Source organism: Corynebacterium sp. HMSC06D04 (genome assembly GCF_001807315.1).
Taxonomy (GTDB): domain Bacteria; phylum Actinomycetota; class Actinomycetes; order Mycobacteriales; family Mycobacteriaceae; genus Corynebacterium; species Corynebacterium simulans.
Genome location: NZ_KV788523.1, coordinates 12,716 through 36,785, shown reverse-complemented (window position 1 = coordinate 36,785; position 24,070 = coordinate 12,716). Strand labels below are relative to the sequence as shown.

Genomic DNA, 24,070 nt, shown 5'->3' with positions numbered 1-24,070 from the left:
CCAAATGACTAGGCAGCGGCCAAAGGCGAGCGGCGAAAAGGAGAGCGAGCTAGTTAACGCCAATCTTGCCGTCTTTCCATACCACGACCACGGCCGGGCGCGGGGTGGACTTGCCACCGTCAGGCCAGTGGGAGGTCGCGGCGTCGAAGGTGGCGTCGTCAGCCTCGCCCGGGTGCTGGACGTTGACCATGACGCGGTCGTCGTCAACGATTGGGCCACAGGTCTCTGCGCCGGCCGGAACCGTGAGGAAGCACTTCAGCTCACCGCGGGTATCGCCGCTGGTGGTGACCGCATAGAGGCCGTCGTTGCTGTCCAGTGCGTTGCCGTCAGTGGTAATCCACAGGTTGCCGTGGTTGTCGAAGGCCAGGTTGTCCGGGCAGGAAATCGGGGAGACCTTGGACTTATCGAAACCGCCGAAGTAGGTGTTGGCTTCATTCGGGTCGCCGCAGACCAGGAAGAGGTTCCAGGTGAAGGACTCGCCGACGTGGTCATCGTCAATTTCCATGACCATGCCGTTCTTGTTCTCCTTGACTGGAGCCCATTCCTTGGCATCTTCCTTGTTCTTCTTGGCGTTCTCGCCGGTAGCGCCGCGGTAGGAGTTATTGGTCAGCGCCACGTAGACCTTGTGGGAATCCGGGTGGACCTGGATGTCCTCAGGGCGGTCCATCTTGGTAGCCCCCACCTTGTCAGCAGCTTCACGGGTAAAGATCGCAACCTCTTCCGCGCTGAAGCCATCAACGTGAGATTCAAACTTGTTGTTCTCCGTGTCAGAGGTCAGCAGCTTGACCCACTTGCCCTTGCCGTCGAAGGCGCCGTCCTCAGGCAGAACGCCCGAGCCGTCGATTTCGTCCTCAGGGGAGTTGCCCTCCATCACGGCGACGTACAGGGTGCCGTGGTCCAGGATGGAGAGGTTGTGCTCGATGTTGCCCTCTTCGTACTTCTTGGTGGAGATGAACTTGTAGATGTATTCGAAGCGGGAGTCATCGCCGGAGTAGCAGACTACGGTGCCGTCATCAGCGATGTGGATGTTGCCTGCCTCGTGCTTGAAGCGGCCCAGCGCGGTGTGCTTGACCGGAGTAGAGGTTGGGTCCAGCGGGTTAATCTCAACGATCCAGCCGAAGCGGTTTGGCTCGTTTGGCTCCTTGGAGCAGTCGAAGCGGTCGTCGAAGCGCTCCCACTTGCGGGCGGTTTCCTTGTCCTCAATACCGAAGCGCTCCAGCGACTTCTTTGCCTTCTCGTCCTTGATATCGCCAGCAGCGAAGTACTGGTCAAAGTTCTCCTCGCCAGAAAGCATGGTGTTCCATGGGGTCACGCCGCCGGAGCAGTTGTTCAGCGTGCCGCTTACGGTCTCACCCTTTGGATCGGCCTTGGTCTTGACCAGGTCGCTGCCCTTAGCAGGGCCAACCAGCTGGAACGGGGTAGTTGCGGTAATGCGGCGGTTCAGCGGGCCGAACTCGCGCTTGAGCTCGCCGGTATCGCCAACCTTGGAGACCTCCAGGATGGTGTGGCCGTGGCCAGCCCAGCCGATCTTGACCTGCTCTTCGGTGGGGTTCTCCGGGTCATAATCCGGGAACATCATCGGCTCAGTGGTGTACTCGTGGGAGCACATGTAGACCAGACGCTCCGGGTTGTCCGGGTGCTCGATGAGGCCCGCGAAGTCATTGTTGAAGCCGAACTGCTTTTTCGCAGCTTCCGCAGTTTGCTTATCGACGTCGAATTCCGGTGCCCCCTCAATCACCGGGTCACCCCAGGCGATGAGCACTGACTGCTCGTAGCCCTTCGGTACAACGACCTCGTCCTTGGTGTTTGGCTGGACCGCATCGAACTGCATGCCCTCTGCAGAGGTGAGCTCGACCTTGGCATCGGTAGTCTTGCCGGCGCCTGCGTTGCCCTCGGAGTCACCCGGGCCCGCGCCGTCGCCAGAGCAGGCGGCCAGGGCTGCCGAACCGCCTACTGCAACCACGCTGAGGCCGCCCGCGCGCAGTGCGGTACGGCGAGAAAGCGGGGTGGTGAAACGGTCACCGAAGTAGGAGTTGTTGGAAGGGTTATCGCATTCGCCCAAGCAGGCGTTGCCGCACTTGTAGGTGCAGGTCAGCGAGGAACGCGAGGAAGTAAAGAGGTTAAGGCCTTTGAGTGCCATTATGTGATGCTCCTGATTTCATGTTTTAGGTCATGAGGTTTGCCGGAGCTTATATAAGCGCATCTGCATTTACAGCCTGTGTAATCGAAATGTCATTTGAATGAACACTCGTTAAACGGGTACGAGATCGCACTGTCTTAAGGGGATCGACTACCCTAGACAATCGTGAGCGAGCAGAAGAATACCCCCGAAGTAAACGACGTCCCTGAGCAGCTGCGCATCCGCCGCGAAAAGCGCGAGCGCCTGCTGGCTGAAGGCACCGAGGCATACCCGGTCACCGTTGACCGCACCATCGCCATGAAGGACCTTCGCCACAAGTTCCAGGTCCTGGCAGAAGATCAAGAGCCGGGCCAGGAAGCCGACGTAACCTACCTGCACGCAGGCGACGAGACCGAGGTCGAGCACGCCATCGCCGGCCGCCTTATCTTCATGCGCAACACCGGCAAACTTTGCTTTGCCACCCTGCAGGACGGTGACGGCACCCAGGTACAGGCCATGCTTTCTTTGGCCGAGGTCGGCGAAGAGCAGCTGGCTGCCTGGAAGTCCGACGTTGACTTGGGGGACTTCGTCTCCGTGCGCGGCCGCGTCATCGCTTCGCGCCGCGGCGAGCTTTCCATCATGGCCACCAAGTGGACCATGGCGGCGAAGTCCCTGCGCCCGCTGCCCGTTTCCTTCGCGGACATGAATGAAGAGACCCGCGTGCGCCAGCGCTACAACGATCTCATCGTGCGCGAGGAGGCTCGCAAGAACGCGATGACCCGCGTGAAGGTCATGCGCGCGCTGCGTAACTACATGGAGGATCAGGGCTTCGTCGAGATCGAGACCCCGATGCTGCAGACCTTGCACGGTGGCGCGGCAGCTCGCCCGTTCGTGACCCACTCCAACGCTCTCGACATCGACCTTTACCTGCGCATTGCGCCGGAGTTGTACTTGAAGCGCGCCGTCGTTGGCGGCATCGACCGCGTCTTCGAGATCAATCGCAACTTCCGTAACGAGGGCGTCGACCGCTCCCACTCTCCGGAATTCGCCATGCTCGAGACCTACGCGGCCTGGGGCGATTACAACGATTGTGCTCGCACCACTCGCGAGTCCATCCAGGCTGTGGCCGAGGCCGTCTTCGGCTCCCACAAGGTCACCCTGGCTGATGGCACCGAGTATGACTTCGGCGGCGAGGAATGGCCGGAAATCGAGATGTACCCATCCCTGAACGAGGCGCTTGCCCGCAAGTTCCCGGGCCAGCCGGAGGTCACCATCGACTCCACCGTGGAAGAGCTCAAGGAGATTGCCAAGGTCATCGGCCTGGACGTTCCAAAGAACGGCGGTTGGGGCCACGGCAAGCTGGTCGAGGAGATTTGGGAAGTCCTGTGCGAGGACCAGCTCGAGGGCCCAATCTTTGTCAAGAACTTCCCGGTTGAGACCTCCCCGCTGACTCGTCAGCACCGCTCCATCCCGGGCGTTACCGAGAAGTGGGATCTCTACGTCCGCGGCTTCGAGTTGGCCACCGGCTATTCCGAGCTGGTGGACCCGGTTATCCAGCGCGAGCGTTTCGAGGATCAGGCCCGCCTGGCCGCCGGCGGCGACGATGAAGCCATGGTTCTCGACGAGGACTTCCTGGCCGCCATGGAGCAGGGTATGCCTCCAACAGCCGGTACCGGCATGGGCATGGACCGCCTGCTCATGGCACTTACCGGCCTGGGCATCCGCGAGACGGTTCTCTTCCCAATCGTGAAACCGGAAAAGTAGACGGCTTTAGCAGGCTGGAATCTCGGCTGCGGATTCCAGCTCGCCCCGATAGAAAATCACAAAATTCGAGTGTTTTCCGTCGGGGTAGAATCCGGTGAGGTCGTCTGCATAAGCCACGACCTCTAAGCTGCAGCGATCGCCTTCCTTGCGCGCACTACCCCGCCCAGGGGAGGCTTTTTGAAATCGCTGCGCGCGTCGGAGGAGGCAAATTCCAGCACGCTTATCTGCTGGCGCGGGCTGGAGCAGCTTATCGACGCCTCCATCGGCGCCTCCGCTGCCACCTCCTGCGGGTTGCATTTCAGGCCTTCCCAGCCGGTGCCGCCTTCCTTCTCGCCCACAATTTGGGGATATTCTGCTGCGATTTCCTTTTGCGTTCCGCTCCAGTCTTCTTTGGCTAGGTAATTCCATGCACCGGCCACGCCGATGCCGCAGAGACCGAGTACCATCGCGGCTAGAAGCCATTTGCGCGCTGTACTCTTGCGCCGCGGGGTAGCGGTGGGCGTGGTCAGCTCCTCGATGAACTCCTGTGCGCTGGTATAGCGGCGCGCCCGATTTTCCGCGAGAGCCTTGTGCAGCACCGTGTTGATGTGCTCAGCAAAGTCTTGGTTGCGCGGGCCTAAGTCCTGCGCGGTGATTTCCGGAATCAGGCGCGAATGCGCCCATTGCTGCTGGTTGTAGTGCTCGCGCAGATTCTCCAGTGTGAGCATTTCTAGCGCGATGAGTGCGAGGGCATAGCGATCGCTCGCCGCGGTGGCGGAGGGCGCCTTTGCGCTAAGCGACGTCGGATAGAGCTCCGGTGCCAAATAGGCATCCGTGCCCACGCGCATGCCCTCGGAGGTGATGCGATTATCCTCTTCGTAGAGCACAATACCGAAGTCTGTCAGGACCGTCGCCGAGGGGCGCGGATCATCGGGGACCAGGATATTTGCGGGTTTCACATCGCGGTGGACAACCGGCGTGGGAAGGCTGGCCAGGTAGTCCAATGCCTGTGCGATAGGTTCGAGATAGATAGCAACCTCGGCCAAGTCGAAGTGGAGCCCTGCGGCCTTGCGGACCTTCAGGACGTCGTAAAGCGTGCCGCCCTCTACGTAGCGCATGACAAAATAGGGCAAACCTTCCGTCGTGCCGCCGGTGTAAACCGGAACGATGGCGGAGTGGCTGAGGTGGCTCATGCGCCGCATCTCCGCGCGGAAACGCTCGCGTGCATCGGGGCTGGGGTGGCCTTGATGACCTTGATGGCTACGTCGCGTTCCAAGTCCTTTTGGCGCGCGTAGTACACGCGCCCCATGCCGCCCTCAGCGATGAGGCGGATGTCGGTGTAGCGCTCGTCGATTCCTCGGCCAGTTCCTTGGTAGAAGGAATCACCACGCGCGGCACGGCGCTGGGATCCTTGAGAAGCGGGCGCGCGAGAGCTTCGAGCACGCGGCGCTGCTCGTAATTGGGCTCGAAAGTATTCCGGGTAAATTCTGCGTTTGGCAGGCTATCTACCTCGGGTTCTGTGACAGGGGTGCCCTGCACGAGCTCTAATTCATAGCGCATCATCTTGGTGGAAAAACGCAAAAGCGAGGAGCCAAGTGGAATGATGGCGGTGGTTTGGGGAACAACGCGGATAGGAGAATAAGCGCGGTTGCTGGTCGAAGACATCGTGACGGTCAGGAAATTGCCGATGTTTTTGACCAATCACACTCCGTCCGATTCGAAGAAGTGGAGAAAATGGCGGTGTACGGCTAAATCATCTTTCCAACTACATTGCCGCACTCGGGAGAACTCCCCAGATCGCCTTTGAAGTGTCTTTTCTCACAAACGCCTGGTCTTGCTGCAAGATGCGCGCGGGACTGCCCTAATCTCTGTCTTCGTGTCCCAAAATTCTTCTGCTCCCGATTCCTTGTCCCGCGACGTAGTTATTAACCTCACGATTCTGGTCTTGGGCGCCATGATTATGATCTTGAACGAGACCTCGTTGTCGGTGGCATTGCCTGCCGTCATGGCAGACTTTTCCATCCCGGCGACGGCGGCGCAGTGGCTGACCACGGGTTTCATGCTGACCATGGGTGTGGTCATTCCCACCACGGGGTACCTGCTGGAGCGCTTTAGCACCAGGCAGATCTTCTTTGCTTCGACCGGACTCTTCCTCGCCGGCACCGTGATTGCGGCGCTGGCGCCGGCTTTCTTGGTCTTGCTTGCTGGGCGCGTGGTCCAGGCGGCGGGCACGGCGCTAATGATTCCGACGTTGATGACGGTGGCTATGACCCTGGTTCCGCCGCAGCGCCGTGGATCGGTGATGGGCATCATCTCGATTGTCATTTCGGTGGCTCCCGCCCTGGGCCCCACGGTGGGCGGCGCGATTGTTAATGCTTTGAGCTGGCACTTCATCTTCTGGGCGATGGCTCCGCTGATGGCGTTGCTGGTGGTAGCGGGCATGGCCAAGCTTGTCGACGTCGGGGAAAGCCGCGATACCCCGCTGGACCCATTGTCGGTGGTGCTTTCGGTATTCGCCTTCGGCGGGCTGGTCTACGGGCTTTCATCCATCGAGAAGATGCTGGAAGGCGGAGGCCTGGTGGAAATTATCGCCACCGTGGTGGGCGTGGTTGCTTTGGTTGTCTTTGCTAAGCGACAGCTAGCGTTGGGCAAGGAAAACCGCGCGCTGATGGACTTGCGCCCCTTCCGCGTGCGCAATTACACGATTGCCGTGGTCATCATGCTCGTTTCCTTTGGGCTGATGCTGGGCTCGGTGACGGTTTTGCCGATTTACCTGCAAACCTCCCTCGGCGTTTCCGCCTTGGTTACTGGCCTGGTGGTGATGCCGGGCGGCCTGCTGCAGGGCCTTGTCTCGCCATTTGTGGGGCGCATCTATGACTCTCATGGCCCGCGCCCGTTGATGATTCCTGGCGCCATCCTGCTGGTGTTGGGGCTTGGCGCGATGGCAACGCTGGGGGAGGGCTCTCCGGTGTGGCTTGTGGTGGTCATGCACGTGACCTTTGCGGTGGGTATTGGCCTTATGATGACTCCGCTAATGACTACGGCTTTGTCCTCGCTGCCGAATGAGCTCTACTCGCATGGCTCGGCAATCATGAACACTCTGCAGCAGCTTGCCGGTGCGATGGGCACGGCCTTCCTAGTGGTCTTCTTGACCCGCGGCACTGTTGCTGGAATGGAGGCGGGCATGGACGAAGCCGCCGCCACCGCACAGGGCACGCACTGGGCATTCTTGTTCGCGGCCGTCGCATCGCTTGTGGCACTCGTGCTCGCGCCGATGCTGCGTCCGGTTCCGCAGGATTAGCCTCTAGCTAGCAGGGGGAGAGGAACTCCGCACGGTTGGAGAGGATACGCGGGTTGCCACCCAGGCGGGAAGCTGCGGAACACAGAGCATCGGTATCGAAGCCATAATCGATGGCCACCGGGTAGACCTTGCCCTCTGCTACCTCGCCGCGCACAGATGGGCAGATACCTGGGTTGTAGTATTCCGCGCCGGGGTAGGCAGCGACTGAGCGCTCAAGCTGTGGAAGGGCCTCTTCTGGGCTGCCGGCCACGACGGAATCGACGATGAGCACGCCGTGGCCGTCGCAAGCCACGGTGGCGGGATTAAATCCAGCGGGCAGGCCCGGGTTGGACTTAGTCGGGGCAGGAGCCGTGTATTCCTGCGTGACCGTCTGCTCCACGGTCTCGGTTATGGTTGCAGCTTCTTCAGATTTCTCGCTCTCAGTGCGTCGGCTGCTTTTAGAATTCTCATCCTCTTTCGCGGTGCTCTCAGTTGTAGGGGCTTCGGCAAGTGGGGCTAGCTGGGACTGCGCATTTTCTTTGGCACCGCCTAGCATTCGCATGGCCAGAACACTGCCACCTACCAGTGCAATAAGTGCTAGGACTGCGACGGCAACCGCGATGTAGATGGTCTTGTTTTCCTGCGATTTATCCATGGTCGCTGCTCCTTTAGGCGCACAATTGCATCTTTAGGCGCGCGTTCTCCGCGTCTGCGCCCCAGATAATGAAGGCGGACTGGGTGCCAGGCACTGCCATGTAATAGGTCGGCTCCTCGGCGTTCGGGGCTTCGAAGCTCTGGACGGTGCACTGACCATTGGAAAGCTCGGTGGGATCAGAAGGCAGGATGGCGTCGCGGGCTTCCACGGATTCGTAGGAGGCGACAGAATAGCTTAGGTCCTCGCCCTCACAGGTGATCTTCGCCAGCTGGCCTTCCTCCGGCTCGCGGTGGTGGCACTTGGTATCGCCATAGCCGGAGGTGCCGCTGCGCGAGCCCAGCAGGCCAGGGTAGGCCTCTGCGAGGTTGCTTTCATCATCGTTCCAGCCCGGGTACTGCTTGAAGAAGAAGATGCCGGCGGCGGCGAGAACGACCACTGCCAGTGCGGCGCACAGCGCGATGAGGCCGGTCTTCTTGCCAGAGCCGGACTTCTTTTCTGCAACCGGTGTAGCAAATTCCGCGCCGTGTGGTTGGCCCTGCATCTGCCCCTGCGGCTGGCCTTGTGGGTAGCCTTGCTGGAACCCCTGCTGGTACTGGCCTTGCTGCATCATCGGCTGCTGTTGAGGCATGTACTGCGGTGGCATCTGCTGCTGCGGGGCCTGCTGCGCTGGCTGAGGCTGCGTCTGCGGGTGGGTTTGCTCGCGGGTTGCCGCAGCTTGCGGGCTGGCGAACTGGGAAGCAAAACCTGCGCCTGCGGCACCAGCTGCTCCCGCTGCAGCGACGCCCGCTGCAGCGGTACCCGTGGAAGTAGAGGCGTGACGCAGGGCGTCGATAACCGAGCCAGCCGAGTTGAACTGGGAATCTGGTTTGAACTCCGGATGCGCAGATTTAATGAGCTCCGCAAAGCGCTGCGTGACCTGCTCAGCGGTGACGTTGCCCACGCCCGGGCCTGCCGCACACAGCACCGCATTGCTGCGCGAACCCGTAACCATGATGCGGCGCGGATGCAGCGCATGCATGGCAAAGCCCGCCTGGTTGTTCTGCAACAGGTAATCCACTGCCTCGGCCAAAGGAGTAAAAACTGAAAGCGCCTCGGTCTTGGTGAGATGCTGCGCGCCTAGGCCAGAGCCGGTGAAGGTAGAAAGCGGCTCGCCGGAAAGTGCGGCGCGCACCAGAAAGTCCTGGCCCTTTTCTGTGGTTCCGGTGCCGACGAGCGGGGCGATGGAGCGATGGTGGACGTCGGAAAGCGCGGAGGCTTGCTTAACCGCACCGCGGTGGTTGGGCTCAAAAAGCTCGACCGTCATTGGCTTATTAGAGGAGTCCACGACACCGAAAAGCGTGGAGACCGGGGATTCGTCCATTACGGAAAGCTGACGAAGTTGATGCTGAGTAGAGAAGAACTCAGGGAGCTTTTTCACAGGGATTCATCCTTTAAAGGCAAGCGGTATAGGGTGCGTTTCTTAATTAAGAGTAACGGCCAAACGGACATCGCTAAGCGAAAAGGGGCATACAAGTGGCATAAACTTCCTGTTCGCTACCGGCGTACAGTGGTGTGAGCAGGGGAAATGGGTATATAGATGGGTGGGTTTAAAAAACGGCGAATTGCATGTCCAGTCAGCGCGTTAGAGTGGATGACACATTATTAGCGAAAGCATAGAGGTATAAGGCAATGTTCGAGAGGTTTACTGACCGTGCTCGCCGCGTCATCGTTTTGGCGCAGGAGGAAGCACGCATGCTCAACCACAACTACATCGGCACCGAGCACATCCTGCTCGGCCTCATCCACGAGGGTGAAGGCGTTGCCGCAAAGGCCCTCGAGTCCATGGGCATCTCGCTCGAGGACGTGCGCCGCGAGGTTGAGGAAATCATTGGCCACGGCTCCCAGCCGCACACCGGCCACATTCCGTTTACTCCACGCGCTAAGAAGGTCTTGGAGCTTTCCCTGCGCGAGGGCCTGCAGATGGGCCACAAGTACATCGGCACCGAGTTCCTCCTGCTCGGCCTCATCCGTGAGGGTGAAGGCGTTGCTGCGCAGGTGCTGATCAAGCTCGGTGCTGACCTTCCACGCGTGCGTCAGCAGGTTATCCAGCTGCTTTCTGGTTACGAGGGTGGCAATGGTGAAAATGACGGCCAGTCCCAGGGCGGTCCCGTCGGCGCTGGCGCCGGCGTTGGTTCTGGCGGCCGCACCGCGCCGTCGGGTTCCGGCGAGCGTTCCAACTCCCTGGTGCTGGACCAGTTCGGCCGTAACCTCACCCAGGCAGCCAAGGACGGCAAGCTTGACCCAGTTGTCGGCCGCGAGTCCGAGGTTGAGCGCATCATGCAGGTGCTTTCCCGCCGTACCAAGAACAACCCGGTCCTCATCGGTGAGCCGGGCGTTGGTAAGACCGCCGTCGTTGAGGGCCTGGCTCTCGACATCGTCAACGGCAAGGTCCCAGAGACCCTGAAGGATAAGCAGCTTTACTCGCTGGACTTGGGTTCCCTCGTTGCAGGTTCCCGTTACCGCGGTGACTTTGAGGAACGCCTGAAGAAGGTCCTGAAGGAGATTAACCAGCGCGGTGACATCATCCTGTTCATCGATGAGATCCACACCCTCGTTGGTGCAGGTGCCGCAGAGGGTGCTATCGATGCTGCTTCGCTGCTGAAGCCAAAGCTAGCCCGTGGCGAGCTGCAGACCATTGGTGCAACCACGCTCGATGAGTACCGCAAACACATCGAGAAGGATGCCGCACTGGAGCGTCGCTTCCAGCCGGTCAAGGTGGACGAGCCATCCTTGGATGACACCATCCTGATTCTCAAGGGCCTGCGCGATAAGTACGAGGCACACCACCGCGTCTCCTACACCGATGAAGCACTGAAGGCTGCGGCATCGTTGTCTGACCGCTACATTAATGACCGCTTCCTGCCGGACAAGGCAGTTGACCTCCTCGACGAGGCCGGCGCCCGCATGCGCATCAAGCGCATGACCGCGCCGGAAGGCCTGCGTGAGGTCGATGAGCGCATCGCCCAGGTGCGCAAGGAAAAGGAAACCGCCATCGATGCTCAAGACTTCGAGAAGGCAGCTGGCCTGCGTGACCAGGAGCGCAAGCTCGGTGAAGAGCGCGCGGAGAAGGAAAAGCAGTGGCGCTCTGGCGACCTCGAGGAGATCGCCGAGGTAGGCGAGGACCAAATCGCAGAGGTTCTGGCGCACTGGACCGGCATCCCTGTGCTCAAGCTGACGGAGAAGGAATCCTCCCGTCTGCTGCACATGGAAGAGGAGCTGCACAAGCGCATTATTGGCCAGGACGATGCCGTCAAGGCCGTCTCCCGTGCTATCCGCCGTACCCGTGCAGGCCTCAAGGACCCACGCCGTCCTTCCGGCTCCTTCATCTTCGCCGGCCCGTCCGGCGTTGGTAAGACGGAACTTTCCAAGTCCCTGGCTAACTTCCTGTTCGGCTCTGATGATGACCTCATCCAGATCGACATGGGTGAGTTCCACGACCGTTTCACCGCGTCCCGCCTCTTCGGTGCTCCTCCGGGATACGTCGGCTACGAAGAGGGTGGCCAGCTCACCGAGAAGGTTCGCCGCAAGCCATTCTCCGTGGTTCTCTTCGACGAGATCGAGAAGGCCCACAAGGAGATTTACAACACCTTGCTGCAGGTCCTCGAGGATGGCCGCCTGGCCGACGGTCAGGGTCGCATCGTGGACTTCAAGAACACCGTTCTGATCTTCACCTCGAACCTGGGCACCCAGGACATTTCCAAGGCCGTGGGCTTGGGCTTCACCGGCTCCTCTGAGAACGACTCTGATGCGCAGTACGAGCGCATGAAGAACAAGGTCAACGATGAGCTGAAGAAGCACTTCCGCCCAGAGTTCCTGAACCGCATCGACGAGATCGTGGTCTTCCACCAGCTCACTCAGGAGCAGATCGTCGAGATGGTTGAGCTTCTCATCGGCCGCGTGGAGAAGCAGCTGGCTGAGCGCGACATGGGCATCGAGCTGACTCAGAAGGCAAAGGACTTGCTGGCAAAGCGCGGCTTTGACCCAGTCCTCGGTGCGCGCCCGCTGCGTCGCACCATCCAGCGCGAGATTGAGGATCAGCTCTCTGAGAAGATTCTCTTCGGCGAAATCGGCGCCGGTGAAATCATCACCGTTGACGTGGAGAACTGGGATGGTGAGTCCAAGGACAACTCCAAGGCCACCTTCACCTTCACGCCGCGTCCGCGCCCGCTACCGGAGGGCACCTTTGAGGATGACCTCGCTGACGCTGAGGTGCGCGAGAACGAGGAAGAGACTACCGCTGCAGATTCCACCGACACCCCGGATATCCTCTCCAGCGACGTCTTGCCAGAGTCCAATGATGACGACGGCGAGGGCAACCCACCAGCAGCTGGTGCTGGCCAGCCACTCTAAGGCTCGCCGCTAGCTGAAAAGCAAAAGGGGCGCCTGCGTACAACATGAGTACGCAGGCGCCCCTTTCGTTTTCCTTCTTCTAGGTTCGCTAAGTTTCTGCTCTACTCCGCAGAATCTGCTTCGGTGCTTAGGGTCTCTTCGAGCCAATCGATTGCTGGTTCATATTGTCCGATAAGACCTGCGATGTGGCCGCCGGCAACGCGGGAGGAGAGTGCACCGCCGCGGTCTTCGAGGGTTTCTACTTCACCGCCGAGCTCTTGCCAGTCGGTGGCTAGCTGCATTGCTTGGGCGTGGTCCACGATGTCGTCGTTGGGTGCGCTGCCCACCAAAACCTTGCCGGCCGGGCGCAGGTTGCCGATGCGTTGTGCTTCCAGCACGGAGCGCACCCGCTCATCGGAGGTGATGAACTCGCTCATCGAAATTCCAGTGTCGGTGAGCTCGGACAGATCCGTCATGGACCAGCGCATCGAGGAATCCACGATGCAGGAGCGGGAGTTTTCTTCCAACCAGTGCTTGCCCTTGGCGTTGAAGTACTCGTCGACCGCGGCGGAGAAATCCTGCGAACGGGCGCTAAATCCTTCAATGGCATAGGCCAAGTTCGGCCCAAGCCGTGGGGAACCGGCGAGCACCTTCACTAGGTCTGCCGGAGGAGCGCCCGCAAAAGTCGCACGCAGGTCTAGCTCCGGCGCATATTCCGGAACGAGCTCAGCCGCAGCGGCTGCAGCACCGCCACCCTGGGAATAGCCAAAGAATGCGACGGGCCCAGATGCGGCGGCCCGTGCGGCGTCGATAAGCGCGTGCCCTTGCTCAAGCCGGTTGGCATAGGTGTGCACACCCGGGGTACCCAAACCAATGTAATCCGTGATGACCAGGCGCATTCCGCGGTCCAGGAACTTGGAATACAACGGGGATTCATAGTTGACATTGATGGAAGACCCCAACAACGAGACCGGGCCTAAAAAGCCCTTGCTTCGCGAAGGCGCACAACTATCCGCCATTCCCCGGGTGCCCGGAGCCATCACCACCGTGGGAGCCTCACCCGGGCCTTCCCACTGCTCAGTCGGCTCCATGACGGTGCCCGAAACATAAGTGGGAGTGCCATCTTCAAGCCGGGAGGAATAAAGAATGCGTTCGACCCCGGGCGCTATGTTCTCGCGGCGCAGCACGGTGCCGGGCTCAGCATTGGCGACGCCCTCGGGCTCATCTTCGTAGAAATCCGCCACGAGGGCGCTGCTGAGCGAGGAACCCGCCATAGAGGAGCCAGAACTCAGCGCAGCCTGAGCCGGCATGCTCGGTGCAAAGAGGAGCAAGCTGGTGACAGTAGGGGTAAGAAGGCGCAGGAAATTCACGGATTCCAGTCTACTGGCATGGGGGATTTTCTCCGGGCTGAGGCGTGCGATTGCGGCTTTGCCGCCCTAGATGCCAAATCGTGACCGAATCTGCGGGCGTTGTCCCGTCGATTTGGCATGTAGGCACATTGAGTAGGGCGCTAAGGCGCCGCAATGCGATAGCGCGCTGAGACCACCGCGCTAAACTGTATAGCCATGGGCATTCAATACCGATCTCGTAAGAAAACCGGCAAGAATAGCTGGATCAACATCTCCGGCTCTGGGGCATCCATGTCCACCAAGGTGGGGCCGGTGACCTTCAACTCCCGCGGCGGCATGTGGATCAACCTGCCTGGCGGGCTGAACTTCCGGGGACGCTGGCGCTAAATTACAAGGTCGCAACCATGGAAGAACCTACGAGTGACTATGTCCGCATGGGCATTGAAGCCGACGTTGTGCTGCGCCTTGGCATGCTGCTTATGGGCGCCGGCACGTCGGGCTATCGTGCGCTGCGCGGAATGAAGCGCGCGGCCCGCGCTCTAGGCTTTTCCCGGTTGGACGCCAACGTAGGCGTTACCCAAATTACGTGCACCTTCCATAAGGGGCGAGCTTTTCGCACCGTGGTGGCGCAGCAGCATTCGCCAGCTGTCGACGCATCTCGTATCGAAGCCCTTGAGGATCTCACCCATAATCGCCTCTACGCCGGCATTACTGCGGAAGAACTCGATGCTTTCCTCGATGACATCGAGTCTCACGTGCGCAAGCGCTGGAATGGTTTTACCTTGGCCACTGCCGCGGGCGTGGCCTGCGCTTCCTTCTCAGTGCTTAACTATTTCCAGTCCTATGTTGTCTTCTTGGTCGCGCTCGCTGCCTTTTGCGGGCAGTTTGTCAGGTGGGCGCTGCATCATAAGCACGTGCACCAGATCGGCTGCATTGTGGCAGGTGGCGCCACGGCGAGCTTGGTCTACTTCCTGAGCACCGAGCTTTTGTCTATTGCTGGCTTAGCCAATCCCACAGACTTCTCCTCGGGCTATGTAGCCGCAGTACTTTTCCTGATTCCCGGCTTCCCGCTGTTTTCCGCGCTGATTGATTTGGCGCGCTTTGACTTTGACGCCGGCATGGCGCGGCTTAGCTACGCACTGACCGTCATCATCGCGGCTACCTTCACGGTGGCCATGGTCAGCTGGTTCACGGAACTTACCCCAATTGCGCCGCCACCTGTGCCCGATGCCAGCTGGTACGCAGCCGCCATCCTGGCTAGCTTCTTAGGCATCGCCGGCTTTGCCTTCCTGTTTAATTCCTCGCGGCGCATGGTGATTGCCGCCGCAATAGTAGGCACCGTAGCCAACATGGTGCGCTTGGGCATCCTAGAGCTGGGAGTGACCAGCTACTTCGCAGCTTTCGTGGGCGGCACGATCATCGGTCTGCTGGGCGGGCGCGTGGCGCGCACCATGCATCTGCCACGTATCACCACCACGGTTCCCGCCGCAGTCATCATGATTCCCGGCGCAGCGATGTTCCGCTCTGTCTATCACTTGAATGCCGGCAACATGGATCAAGCGTTGTCCAATCTCGCCACAGCCTCGATGGTTGTGCTCTCCATCGGCTGCGGCCTTATCTTCGCGCGCCTGCTTACTGATAAAGACTGGTCGCTGGGCCGGCTTATCGATTTCTCGCGCCAACCACACGATTCGCGCTACTAAAACGCCGCATTAATGGGGCAGGTGGAAAAGGCCCTGGGAATCTTGCTCCGCGAGGCCGTCGTCAAGCAGCGAAGCCAACGACCGCGAGCGTTGCGCCGCATCGGACCACACCACATCGATTTTGCTCTTCGGCACTGGGGCATCGGCGCCGCGCAGGACATCCAGAATCAGCCCACGCACCTGGCGGTCGGTGCCTTGGAACTTCTGCACGCGTTTTTTGGCCCTAGAAAGCTCGGCCTCACTAGGCTGCGGGCAGCCCGCTAGCTGCCAGGCACAACCTTCGCGTAGCGGGCACCCTTCACAATTGGGGGCCTTTGCCGTGCAGACCAAAGCACCGAGTTCCATGAGCGCGGCTGAAAAGCGTGGACCATTTTCTGGCGGGAGGAGTTTTTCCACGGCGGAAAGTTCCTTCTTCGAAGGCTGCGGCTGCAGGAAGCGGCCGTCCACGGCGCGCGCGTAAACTCGGCGCACATTGGTATCAACCACCGGCACGTTGCGCTTGTAGTGGAAACAAGCCACCGCCCGCGCCGTGTAATCGCCGATGCCGGGCAGCTTCAGCAGCTTCTCGACGTCGCTTGGCACCGGCTTTTCACCTATGGCCTGTGCACACTCCCACAAGCGCAACGCGCGCCGGGGATAACCCAGCTTGCCCCACGCGCGCAGCGCCTCCGCGCGGGAGGCCGCCGCGAAGTCGGCCGGGGTAGGCCACCGCTGCATCCATTCCTCCCACACCGGAGCCACACGTGCGACTGGAGTCTGTTGGCTCATGACCTCACTGAGCAGGACGCCCCACGCGGAGGTGCCGGGGCGGCGCCAGGGGAGGGGACGCTCGGCTGAATCAAACCAGTCCAAAAGAGCAGCGGTGTTAATCATCGGGAAACAGTGTAAGCCAGCCTGCGTTCAGGACTACAGTTGAATCCATGCCACTTTCAAAAGTCCCGAAAGATCCCCAAAAAGTTTGGGAAGCCCTACAAGCTGGAAACGAGCGCCTGGTCAGTGGAAACGCTATCTCCGTCAACACTGAGTCGCGCCTCCGCGCCCGGCTAACCCGAGGCCAAGACCCGCGCGTCATCGTGCTGGCATGCTCCGATTCGCGCGCCCCGATTGAGCACGTATTTAACATCGGTTTCGGCGATGCCTTCGTCATTCGTACCGCCGGCCATATCCTGGACAACGCGGTGCTTGCCTCGCTGGACTATGCCTTGGAGAACCTAAACGCCAACCTTCTCGTGGTGATGGGTCACCAGTCCTGCGGTGCGGTGGGTGCGGCCTCGGCGTTCCTGAACGGAGATATCAACCTGCCGACCGGGCTGCAGCGACCCATCATTGAGAAGGTCGCGGCTTCGGCGCTGCAGGCCAAGCGCCAAGGCCGTGAGACTAGGCCCGATTTCGAGCGCGAGAACACGGCCCAAACGGTCTCTCAGATCATCGCTGATGTGCCGGCGGCGCGGCGGCTTCTCGACGCCGGCACGCTCGGCGTTGTCGGCCTGCGCTACCTGCTGGAAGATTCCAGCGTGGAAACTGTGGTGCGCCACGGCGTGGACTAGGGCCATTTAGGCCTAGACACGCGGCGAGGGCTGGTGCAAGTTTGTCTGTGTCACCCTTTAAAATCGGAAGCGTGACTGATAACCGACGCAAACCCCTGCCCCAAGAGATCTACATGCGCCGCCGCGTTGCTGCGCTGATTGGACTTTTGGTGCTCGTCGGGCTGCTCATCTGGGCAGCGACCAGCATGTTCGGCGGCTCCGATGAATCGGTGCCTACCGCTGCTACCAGCGCCCGCGGCTCGGAGGCTGTGCCGGAGACCAGCAAGACGAGCGCTGCCCCAACTAGTGATGCGGCATCGAGCAGCGTAAGCGCCGCGCCGAGCAGTGCGGAAAGCAGCGCCGACAGCAGCGCTGCAAACCCAAGCGAGTCTTCGCCTTATCCGGCGCCTAGCGCGGGCGCGGAGCCGGCTAAGAATACCTGCGCCTTGGAGGACTTGGAGATCGTAGGTACTGTCAGCCAACCTAGCTACAGTGAGGGCGAGTACCCAACCTTCTTCATGGAAGTCAAGAACCCTACCGCCGCTGATTGCGTGATTGACCTAGATAAGGACATCCTGCGCTTTGAGGTCTATGACCTTTCCACCAATGAGAAGAAGTGGGCTGATACTGACTGCTTCCCGCCGGTGGATACTGGTGAGGTCACCTTCGAGCCAGGCAAGCAGCGCACCTTCCAGGCTGATTGGTCCCGTAAAATGTCCCAGCCAAACCAGTGCAATGACCGTGCACCGGCCCCGGTGGGTGGCTACTTCATGCACGCAGTTATTGGTAACCACGCCTCGAAGGCAGAAACCTTCAACCTCGATAGCTAGCGCAAAAGGGCGATGGCCTCGCCCAAAGTTCCAGCTTGCAGCACCCGTATCCCGGCGGCATCCACCTTGCCCGCCGGGACGATTGCGTTTTCATAGCCCAAGCGCGCGGCCTCGCTCAAGCGGCGATCCAGGTTGGGCACGCGGCGCAGCTCGCCAGCCAGGCCCACCTCACCGATGACCACCGTCTTGGGCGGTAGCGGCTTTTCATGCAAAGAGGACCAGGTGGCAAGCGCTACGGCAAGATCCGTGGCGGTCTCCTGGATGCGCACGCCGCCCACGGTGGCGACGTAGGCGTCTTTGTCATTAGTGCGCTCTCCTGCGCGTGCCTGCAGAACCGCCAGCACCATGGGCACGCGGTTGGAGTCCAATCCCGTGACCACGCGGCGCGGGTTCTTTGCCACTGGATCCACGGTGAGCGCCTGAACCTCCGCGAGCATGGGGCGTACACCGTCCATGGCAACGGTGACCGCGGAGCCATCCGGCGTGCTCCCGCGGTGGGAGAGGAAGAGCCCAGAAGGATCTGCTACCTCGCGAATGCCGCCGGAAGTCTGCTCGAAACATCCCACTTCATCGGTGGCGCCGAAGCGGTTCTTGATGCCGCGCAGCATGCGTAGGCTGGACTGCCTGTCACCCTCGAAGTTCAACACCACGTCAACCAAGTGCTCGAGTACGCGGGGACCTGCAACGTTGCCGTCCTTGGTCACGTGACCCACAAGCAGCACCGGAATGCCGGTGGACTTTGCCAGGGTGGTTAGCGCTGCAGTGACCGCGCGTGACTGGGCCACGCCGCCCGCTACGCCCTCGACGCCTGCCGCATGCATGGTCTGTACAGAGTCCACGATGATAAGGCTGGGCTTGAGTTGTTCAACGTGGCCGAAGACTACGTCCAAGTTAGACTCGGCGGCTAGGTAGAGGGTCTCGTGGAGCGCGTCAGTGCGCTCGGCACGCGCCCTTACCTGGCCCGCTGACTCCTCTGCGGTGACATATAGCGCCGTGCGTTCGAGCTGCGCCCACCTTGAAGCCACCTCCAGCAGCAACGTTGACTTACCAACGCCGGGCTCGCCGGCCATGAGCACAACCGAGCCTGGAACGATGCCTTTGCCCAAAACTCGGTTTAACTCGCCGATACCCGTGTTGATGGTTTTAGTAGCACTCGCTCCAATCTTGGTGATGGGCTGCGCCGGGCTGGAAGGCGTTAGACCCTTGACCATCTGCCCGGTCACCGCAGCCGAGGCAGCCGTGCCCTCAGAAGCAGCCGGGGCGGATTCCTGCAGCGTTCCCCACGAGCCGCAATCTGGGCAGCGGCCTAGCCACTTCGGAGAGACGTAGCCACACTCGGAACAGGTGTGGATTGGACGAGATTTCTTAGCCATGCCAGTAACTCTAAAACACCCGTCGGACACGAGCGCCAACGAGAAACCCCGCACTTAGAAGTGCGGGGTCGAAGGGTTAATTAAAAGGCTTATTTCACCCGGAGGCTTAGTGGTGAGATGCCTCAGGGGATTCGGTGGTAAAGCCCTCGGTGGACTCAACGTCGCGGTTGTATTCACCGGACTTCAGCGGGGAAGCGGCAACAGCTGCGTCCACCTCGATGGTGCCGTTGTTGAAGGTGAAGGTAACCGGGCGGGAGCCGGCGTAGCCAAAGTCCTCATTCTCGAGGGAGGTCTCGACGTACTGAACGTTCTTGTTCTTCTTGTCCTTCTTCAGCTCTTCCAGGTTCTTGGCGGAATCAGCGATGATGGACTGGTCACGGGCCATCGGCTTCGTGGAGCCCAACTCTACGTCCTGGCCATCGACGGAAACGGACTCCAGGGTGACGTCAGAAACGTCGTAGCCCTGGTTGACGGCAACGAACTTCAGGGAAGTCTCACCGGAATCCGGCTCAACCTGGATTGTGACGTCGCGGACTGCGACAGCGCCGTCCTCGGTAGCAGCGGAGGAACCATCGACAGCCGCAACCTTCTGGGAAGTTTGAGTGATGTGGCCTGCCGAGCAGGAAGCCAGAGCCAGCGCAGACAGGGCGGTTACGGAAATGATGGCACCGCGACGAGCGGCGGTCTTCAAGGGCTGCACTTTGAGGGTCCTCCATAGATTGCGATCACAAAGCTTATCAACGCTTTAGCCTAGTACCTTTCCGCCCCAAGTACACAGTTTCCTCTAAACCCGTTGGGTAGGTGGCGGGGTAATACGGGGGTAGACCATGGGCGTCGACAAGCGCAAAAGCTCTACGTGCTAAACTGGTTGCCCTGTATGCGTGCCGCGCGAGGCACGAACATTAAACAAGGAGTGGGAATGGAATTTAAGGTCGGAGAGGTCGTCGTCTACCCGCACCACGGTGCTGCCAGGATTACTGACATTGAGCAGCGTGAGATGGGCGGCGAGACCCTGGAGTTCCTCGTCCTCCAGATCAACCAGTCTGACCTTGTGGTTCGAGTGCCTTCGAAGAACGCCGAGACCGTTGGTGTGCGTGACGTCGTGGGCAAGGAAGGCCTCGAGCGCGTCTTCTCCGTTTTGCGTGAGCTCGACGTGGAAGAGGCCGGCAACTGGTCCCGCCGTTACAAGGCAAACCAGGAGCGCCTAGCCTCTGGTGACATCAACAAGGTCGCGGAAGTAGTTCGTGACCTGTGGCGCCGTGACCAGGATCGCGGCCTGTCCGCTGGTGAGAAGCGCATGCTTACCAAGGCTCGCCAGATTCTCGTGGGCGAGCTCGCGCTGGCTTCCCCGGTCGATGAAAAGAAGGCCGACACCATGATGGAAGAAATCGATGCCACCATCGAGCGCCACCGCGCTGCCGGCATCGTGGAGGACAAGTCCATCACCACCGATATCGACAACGACATCGATCTCGATGACCTCTCCTTCGACGACGAAGACTAAGGTCTACGGCCTCATCGCGGCCGCAGGCATGGGCACCCGCTTGGGCGCCGAATTGCCGAAGGCTTATGTTGAGCTGGAAGGCCGCACTTTGCTGGAGCGTTCTGCGGCGGCCATGGGGGAGGTCTGTGACGAATTGATCGTCACCGTCAGCCCCGAGATGGAGGAGCACGCACGCGCCCTGCTGCCCGGCGCTCACTTGGTCCACGGCGGCGGCGAGCGCGCCGACTCCGTATGGGCTGGTCTCCAGCACATCCCCGACGATGCCATCGTCCTCATTCACGACGCCGCCCGCGCGCTAACCCCGCCCGAGATGATCGCGCGCGTTGCCGAGGCCGTGCGCAGCGCCCCCGCGGTTATCCCGGTGTTGCCGGTCGCGGACACCATCAAGGTCGTCGACGAGCACCGCGTCGTATCCACCCCGGACCGTTCAAAGCTGCGCGCGGTCCAAACCCCGCAGGGCTTCCGCGTGGCTAAGCTGCGCGAAGCGAACGAAGCCTACTTCTCAGGCCAGCAAGAATTCGTGGCCACTGACGATGCCAGCCTGATGGAATGGTTCGGCGTCCCCGTCACCACCGTTGAGGGCGACCCACTAGCTTTCAAAATCACCACGCCCATCGATCTCACGCTGGCCACGGCGATTTTAAACAAGGAGCTCTCATGACCCAGCCCATCATCCCGCGCGTAGGCATTGCCACCGACGCCCACCAGATTGAGGAAGGCAAGCCCTGCTGGATTGCTGGGCTGCTTTTCGACGACGTCGATGGCTGCGAGGGCCACTCCGACGGCGACGTGGTTAGCCACGCGCTTGTCGACGCCCTCTTGTCCGCCTCCAACCTCGGTGACTTGGGCTCGTTCGTGGGTGTTGGGCGCAAAGAATACGACAACGTTTCGGGCGAGCGCCTGCTGCGCGAGTGCCGTGAACTGCTTGAAGAAAATGGCTTCGTGATTGGTAACGCCGCAGCTCAGCTGGTGGGACAAACCCCGAAGATGGGCCCGCGCCGCGAAGAGGCCGAGCGCGTGCTCAGTGAGATTTTAGGCGCTCCCGTTTCCGTCTCCGCTACCACCACCGACCACCTGGGATTCACCGGCCGCTCCGAAGGCCGCGCCGCGGTGGCGACGGCGGTGGTCTGGAAACAGTAATTCCCGGGAAAGGCGCGCGTGGAAGGCGCATCGCCGTGACTTAAAGCAACCGCAAACAGCCAAGCGCCCATAGCCTAGAATGGTCAGGGTGAGTAACCTACGCATTTATGACACCGCCACCCGTAGCCAACGCGATTTCGTGCCCGTTAAAGAGGGCCACGCCTCGATTTACTTGTGTGGTGCCACCCCGCAGGCACAGCCGCACATCGGCCACCTGCGCTCCGGCGTAGCCTTTGATATTCTGCGCCGCTGGCTCATGGCGCAGGGCCTGGACGTCGCCTTCGTGCGCAACGTCACCGACATCGATGACAAGATTCTCACCAAGGCCGCCGATAATGGCCGCCCCTGGTGGGAGTGGGTTTCCACCTACGAGCGCGAGTTCACCAAGGCCTACAACACCCTGGGCGTCCTGCCGCCATCGGTAGAGCCACGCGCCACGGGATTCGTTACCCAGATGGTGGACTACATGCAGCGGCTTATCGACGCCGGCTTTGCCTACGCGGTATCTGACGATACCGCGGGGGCAGACGGAGCAGGTTCCGTCTACTTCGACGTCCAAGCCTGGGTCGCGGCCGAGGGATCTGACTACGGCTCCCTGTCCGGCAACCGGGTCGAGGAGATGGAGCAGGGCGAAGACCCAGAGGCTCTCAAGCGCGGAAAGCGCGGGCCGCAGGACTTCGCGCTGTGGAAGGCCGCCAAACCCGGCGAGCCTTCTTGGCCTACCCCGTGGGGCCGTGGACGCCCCGGCTGGCATTTGGAGTGCTCGGCTATGTCCACCTACTACTTGGGCGGCGAGTTCGACATTCACTGCGGTGGTCTCGACCTGCAGTTCCCGCACCACGAGAACGAGGTCGCGCAGTCCCATGCCGCCGGCGATAAGTTTGCCAATTACTGGATGCACAACCACTGGGTGACCATGGCCGGCGAGAAGATGTCCAAGTCCTTGGGCAATGTCTTGTCGGTTCCCAACATGCTGGAGCTCGTCCGCCCGGTCGAGCTGCGCTACTACCTGGGCTCCGCGCACTACCGCTCCGTGCTGGAATACTCCGAGGCAGCCTTGACCGAGGCCGCTGCCGGCTACCGCCGCATCGAGGACTTCGTGAACAAGTTCGACGACCTCGTCGTAGGAGACTGGACCCCGGCCTTCGAGGACGCCATGAACGACGACATCGCCGTTCCGAAGGCACTGGCCGAGATTCACACCAATGTGCGCGCAGGCAATAAGGCCCTGGGCGCTGGCGATGAGGCTCAGGCACGACGAATCGCTGAGTCTGTTCGTGCCATGGCCGCGGTGCTGGGCTTTGATCCTTTGGCTGAACAGTGGAAAGATGGGGCGTCGACAAGCACTGCGGATACAGCGCTGGACGCACTCGTCCAAGCAGAACTGGAGCGCCGCACTCAAGCCCGCGCGGAGAAGGACTGGGCCACTGCGGACGCCGTCCGCGACCGCCTCGCCGCAGCTGGCATCACCATCACTGACACTGCCGACGGCCCCACCTGGTCGCTGGCCTAAGGAGAATTCATGGCACGTACGCACGGCCGCGGCGGCGCGGGCATCCGCAAGACAAACAAGAAGGGCGCCACTAAGGGCAGTGGTGGCCAGGTAAAGAAGGGCCTTGAGGGCAAGGGTCCAACGCCTAAGGCAGAGGATCGCGTCTACCACGCGAAGCACAAGGCCAAGCTGGAGCGCGAGCGCCGCAACTCGGGCCGCCACCAGAAGGAGACGGCGGAGATGGTCGTCGGCCGTAACCCGGTTGTCGAGTGTCTGCACGCGAAGGTGCCTGCTACCTCGCTGTACATCGTGCAGGGTACCCGCAACGATGCGCGCCTGTCGGAGGCCGTGGCCATTGCGAATTCCCGCAACATTCCTATCCTTGAGATTCAGCGTCACGAGATGGATCGCATGACCGGCAACGGTTTGCACCAGGGCATTGGCCTGCAGATTCCGCCTTATAAGTACGCGGACTTCCATGACCTGATGGACCGCGCGAAGGACGCTGGCGAGCCGGGCATGTTTGTCATTCTGGATAACATCACCGACCCGCGTAACTTGGGCGCGGTTATCCGCTCCGTTGCGGCGTTCGGCGGCCACGGCGTCATCATTCCGGAGCGTCGCTCCGCGTCGGTGACTGCAGTGGCGTGGCGTACTTCCGCGGGTACCGCAGCACGCTTGCCCGTCGCGCGCGTGACCAACGTGACCCGCACCGTGCAGGAATTCCAGAAAGCCGGCTACCAGGTCGTTGGCCTAGACGCCGGCGGCGAGCACACGCTCGACACCTACACGGGTGGCAAGGATCCCGTGGTCATCGTCATCGGCTCTGAGGGAAAGGGCATCTCCCGCTTGGTCCGCGAGAACTGCGATGTCATCATGTCCATCCCGATGACCGGTTGGGTTGAGTCCTTAAACGCATCCGTTGCTGCGGGTGCAGTGCTTTCGGAGTTTGCTCGGCAGCGTCGCGCTGCGAAGTAACACGTAATTT

At 61.0% G+C, this 24,070-nt stretch carries 20 protein-coding genes and 1 pseudogene; 12 read left to right on the top strand and 9 right to left on the bottom strand.

Annotated features, from left to right (window positions below):
• Window positions 1-49: 49 nt before the first annotated feature.
• Entirely contained in the window at window positions 50-2,140 is a 2,091-nt protein-coding gene (locus HMPREF3155_RS00410) for a PhoX family protein (protein WP_070432304.1), read from the bottom strand.
• Between the two features lie 165 nt (window positions 2,141-2,305).
• Here HMPREF3155_RS00410 and lysS point away from each other — a divergent pair, with 165 nt between their 5' ends.
• Window positions 2,306-3,883 carry a lysine--tRNA ligase gene (lysS, locus tag HMPREF3155_RS00405; protein ID WP_062043275.1) on the top strand — a complete coding sequence of 526 codons (1,578 nt, stop codon included), beginning with the start codon at window positions 2,306-2,308 and terminating at the stop codon, window positions 3,881-3,883.
• Window positions 3,884-4,005: 122 nt separating this feature from the next.
• Here lysS and HMPREF3155_RS00400 read toward each other — a convergent pair.
• Both HMPREF3155_RS00400 and HMPREF3155_RS00395 read right to left on the bottom strand, forming a co-directional pair.
• Window positions 4,006-5,079, bottom strand: a pseudogene (locus tag HMPREF3155_RS00400) (serine/threonine-protein kinase); the annotation flags it as partial.
• Between the two features lie 43 nt (window positions 5,080-5,122).
• Complete coding sequence (locus tag HMPREF3155_RS00395; protein ID WP_062037152.1) at window positions 5,123-5,563, bottom strand: hypothetical protein; 441 nt, start codon at window positions 5,561-5,563, stop codon at window positions 5,123-5,125.
• A 175-nt stretch (window positions 5,564-5,738) separates the two neighbouring features.
• Between HMPREF3155_RS00395 and HMPREF3155_RS00390 the strand changes: the two genes are divergently transcribed.
• Window positions 5,739-7,163, top strand: coding sequence for an MDR family MFS transporter (locus HMPREF3155_RS00390; protein WP_256374609.1), 1,425 nt, complete (start codon window positions 5,739-5,741; stop codon window positions 7,161-7,163).
• 7 nt (window positions 7,164-7,170) lie between these two features.
• Here the strand turns inward: HMPREF3155_RS00390 and HMPREF3155_RS00385 are convergent, their stop codons facing one another.
• Both HMPREF3155_RS00385 and HMPREF3155_RS00380 read right to left on the bottom strand, forming a co-directional pair.
• Window positions 7,171-7,797, bottom strand: coding sequence for a hypothetical protein (locus tag HMPREF3155_RS00385; RefSeq protein ID WP_070432303.1), 627 nt, complete (start codon window positions 7,795-7,797; stop codon window positions 7,171-7,173).
• 13 nt (window positions 7,798-7,810) lie between these two features.
• Window positions 7,811-9,214, bottom strand: coding sequence for a hypothetical protein (locus HMPREF3155_RS00380; protein ID WP_083281212.1), 1,404 nt, complete (start codon window positions 9,212-9,214; stop codon window positions 7,811-7,813).
• 251 nt (window positions 9,215-9,465) lie between these two features.
• Here HMPREF3155_RS00380 and HMPREF3155_RS00375 point away from each other — a divergent pair, with 251 nt between their 5' ends.
• Window positions 9,466-12,186, top strand: a complete 2,721-nt coding sequence (locus tag HMPREF3155_RS00375; protein ID WP_070432302.1) for an ATP-dependent Clp protease ATP-binding subunit — start codon at window positions 9,466-9,468, stop codon at window positions 12,184-12,186.
• 101 nt (window positions 12,187-12,287) lie between these two features.
• On the opposite strand, the gene HMPREF3155_RS00370 is transcribed toward HMPREF3155_RS00375, so the two are convergent.
• Window positions 12,288-13,535, bottom strand: coding sequence for a lipase family protein (locus HMPREF3155_RS00370; protein ID WP_070432301.1), 1,248 nt, complete (start codon window positions 13,533-13,535; stop codon window positions 12,288-12,290).
• A gap of 195 nt (window positions 13,536-13,730) precedes the next feature.
• Between HMPREF3155_RS00370 and HMPREF3155_RS12400 the strand changes: the two genes are divergently transcribed.
• Window positions 13,731-13,901 carry a DUF4236 domain-containing protein gene (locus tag HMPREF3155_RS12400; RefSeq protein ID WP_005529875.1) on the top strand — a complete coding sequence of 57 codons (171 nt, stop codon included), beginning with the start codon at window positions 13,731-13,733 and terminating at the stop codon, window positions 13,899-13,901.
• 47 nt (window positions 13,902-13,948) lie between these two features.
• Window positions 13,949-15,217, top strand: coding sequence for a threonine/serine exporter family protein (locus HMPREF3155_RS00365; protein ID WP_061924672.1), 1,269 nt, complete (start codon window positions 13,949-13,951; stop codon window positions 15,215-15,217).
• A 9-nt stretch (window positions 15,218-15,226) separates the two neighbouring features.
• Here HMPREF3155_RS00365 and HMPREF3155_RS00360 read toward each other — a convergent pair whose 3' ends face one another.
• A complete protein-coding gene (locus tag HMPREF3155_RS00360; protein WP_201057360.1) occupies window positions 15,227-16,090 on the bottom strand; it encodes an HhH-GPD family protein in 864 nt (287 codons plus the stop codon).
• Between the two features lie 47 nt (window positions 16,091-16,137).
• On the opposite strand from HMPREF3155_RS00360, the gene HMPREF3155_RS00355 reads away from it, so the two are divergent.
• Window positions 16,138-16,764, top strand: coding sequence for a carbonic anhydrase (locus HMPREF3155_RS00355; protein WP_062037170.1), 627 nt, complete (start codon window positions 16,138-16,140; stop codon window positions 16,762-16,764).
• Between the two features lie 71 nt (window positions 16,765-16,835).
• The gene (locus tag HMPREF3155_RS00350) at window positions 16,836-17,573 is read left to right on the top strand and encodes a hypothetical protein (protein ID WP_082778653.1); all 738 of its coding nucleotides are present in this window, start codon (window positions 16,836-16,838) and stop codon (window positions 17,571-17,573) included.
• Here the strand turns inward: HMPREF3155_RS00350 and radA are convergent.
• A complete protein-coding gene (gene radA / locus HMPREF3155_RS00345) occupies window positions 17,570-18,946 on the bottom strand; it encodes a DNA repair protein RadA (RefSeq protein ID WP_061924661.1) in 1,377 nt (458 codons plus the stop codon). The two genes, HMPREF3155_RS00350 and radA, sit on opposite strands and share 4 nt — an antisense overlap.
• Before the next feature lie 106 nt (window positions 18,947-19,052).
• Complete coding sequence (locus HMPREF3155_RS00340; RefSeq protein WP_061924658.1) at window positions 19,053-19,646, bottom strand: hypothetical protein; 594 nt, start codon at window positions 19,644-19,646, stop codon at window positions 19,053-19,055.
• A 219-nt stretch (window positions 19,647-19,865) separates the two neighbouring features.
• Here HMPREF3155_RS00340 and HMPREF3155_RS00335 point away from each other — a divergent pair, with 219 nt between their 5' ends.
• From HMPREF3155_RS00335 to rlmB, 5 genes are all read left to right on the top strand, one after another.
• Window positions 19,866-20,450, top strand: coding sequence for a CarD family transcriptional regulator (locus HMPREF3155_RS00335; RefSeq protein WP_061924655.1), 585 nt, complete (start codon window positions 19,866-19,868; stop codon window positions 20,448-20,450).
• Window positions 20,422-21,111, top strand: a complete 690-nt coding sequence (ispD, locus tag HMPREF3155_RS00330) for a 2-C-methyl-D-erythritol 4-phosphate cytidylyltransferase (RefSeq protein ID WP_061924652.1) — start codon at window positions 20,422-20,424, stop codon at window positions 21,109-21,111. The genes HMPREF3155_RS00335 and ispD overlap by 29 nt, the downstream gene beginning before the upstream one ends.
• Window positions 21,108-21,590 (top strand): 2-C-methyl-D-erythritol 2,4-cyclodiphosphate synthase, encoded by a 483-nt coding sequence (ispF, locus tag HMPREF3155_RS00325; RefSeq protein ID WP_061924649.1) that lies wholly within the window; start codon window positions 21,108-21,110, stop codon window positions 21,588-21,590. Before ispD ends, ispF begins: the two co-directional genes overlap by 4 nt.
• A gap of 79 nt (window positions 21,591-21,669) precedes the next feature.
• Window positions 21,670-23,103, top strand: coding sequence for a cysteine--tRNA ligase (gene cysS, locus HMPREF3155_RS00320; RefSeq protein WP_061924646.1), 1,434 nt, complete (start codon window positions 21,670-21,672; stop codon window positions 23,101-23,103).
• A gap of 9 nt (window positions 23,104-23,112) precedes the next feature.
• Window positions 23,113-24,060, top strand: coding sequence for a 23S rRNA (guanosine(2251)-2'-O)-methyltransferase RlmB (gene rlmB / locus HMPREF3155_RS00315; protein ID WP_061924644.1), 948 nt, complete (start codon window positions 23,113-23,115; stop codon window positions 24,058-24,060).
• Window positions 24,061-24,070: the final 10 nt, after the last annotated feature.

Coding starts and splice junctions, on each gene's coding strand:
- HMPREF3155_RS00410 (WP_070432304.1), bottom strand. CDS start 2,140: ATGGCACTCAAAGGCCTTAACCTCTTTACTTCCTCGCGTTCCTCGCTG.
- HMPREF3155_RS00385 (WP_070432303.1), bottom strand. CDS start 7,797: ATGGATAAATCGCAGGAAAACAAGACCATCTACATCGCGGTTGCCGTC.
- HMPREF3155_RS00375 (WP_070432302.1), top strand. CDS start 9,466: ATGTTCGAGAGGTTTACTGACCGTGCTCGCCGCGTCATCGTTTTGGCG.
- HMPREF3155_RS12400 (WP_005529875.1), top strand. CDS start 13,731: ATGGGCATTCAATACCGATCTCGTAAGAAAACCGGCAAGAATAGCTGG.
- HMPREF3155_RS00365 (WP_061924672.1), top strand. CDS start 13,949: ATGGGCATTGAAGCCGACGTTGTGCTGCGCCTTGGCATGCTGCTTATG.
- HMPREF3155_RS00360 (WP_201057360.1), bottom strand. CDS start 16,090: ATGATTAACACCGCTGCTCTTTTGGACTGGTTTGATTCAGCCGAGCGT.
- HMPREF3155_RS00355 (WP_062037170.1), top strand. CDS start 16,138: ATGCCACTTTCAAAAGTCCCGAAAGATCCCCAAAAAGTTTGGGAAGCC.
- radA (WP_061924661.1), bottom strand. CDS start 18,946: ATGGCTAAGAAATCTCGTCCAATCCACACCTGTTCCGAGTGTGGCTAC.
- HMPREF3155_RS00335 (WP_061924655.1), top strand. CDS start 19,866: ATGGAATTTAAGGTCGGAGAGGTCGTCGTCTACCCGCACCACGGTGCT.
- ispD (WP_061924652.1), top strand. CDS start 20,422: ATGACCTCTCCTTCGACGACGAAGACTAAGGTCTACGGCCTCATCGCG.
- ispF (WP_061924649.1), top strand. CDS start 21,108: ATGACCCAGCCCATCATCCCGCGCGTAGGCATTGCCACCGACGCCCAC.
- cysS (WP_061924646.1), top strand. CDS start 21,670: ATGGTCAGGGTGAGTAACCTACGCATTTATGACACCGCCACCCGTAGC.
- rlmB (WP_061924644.1), top strand. CDS start 23,113: ATGGCACGTACGCACGGCCGCGGCGGCGCGGGCATCCGCAAGACAAAC.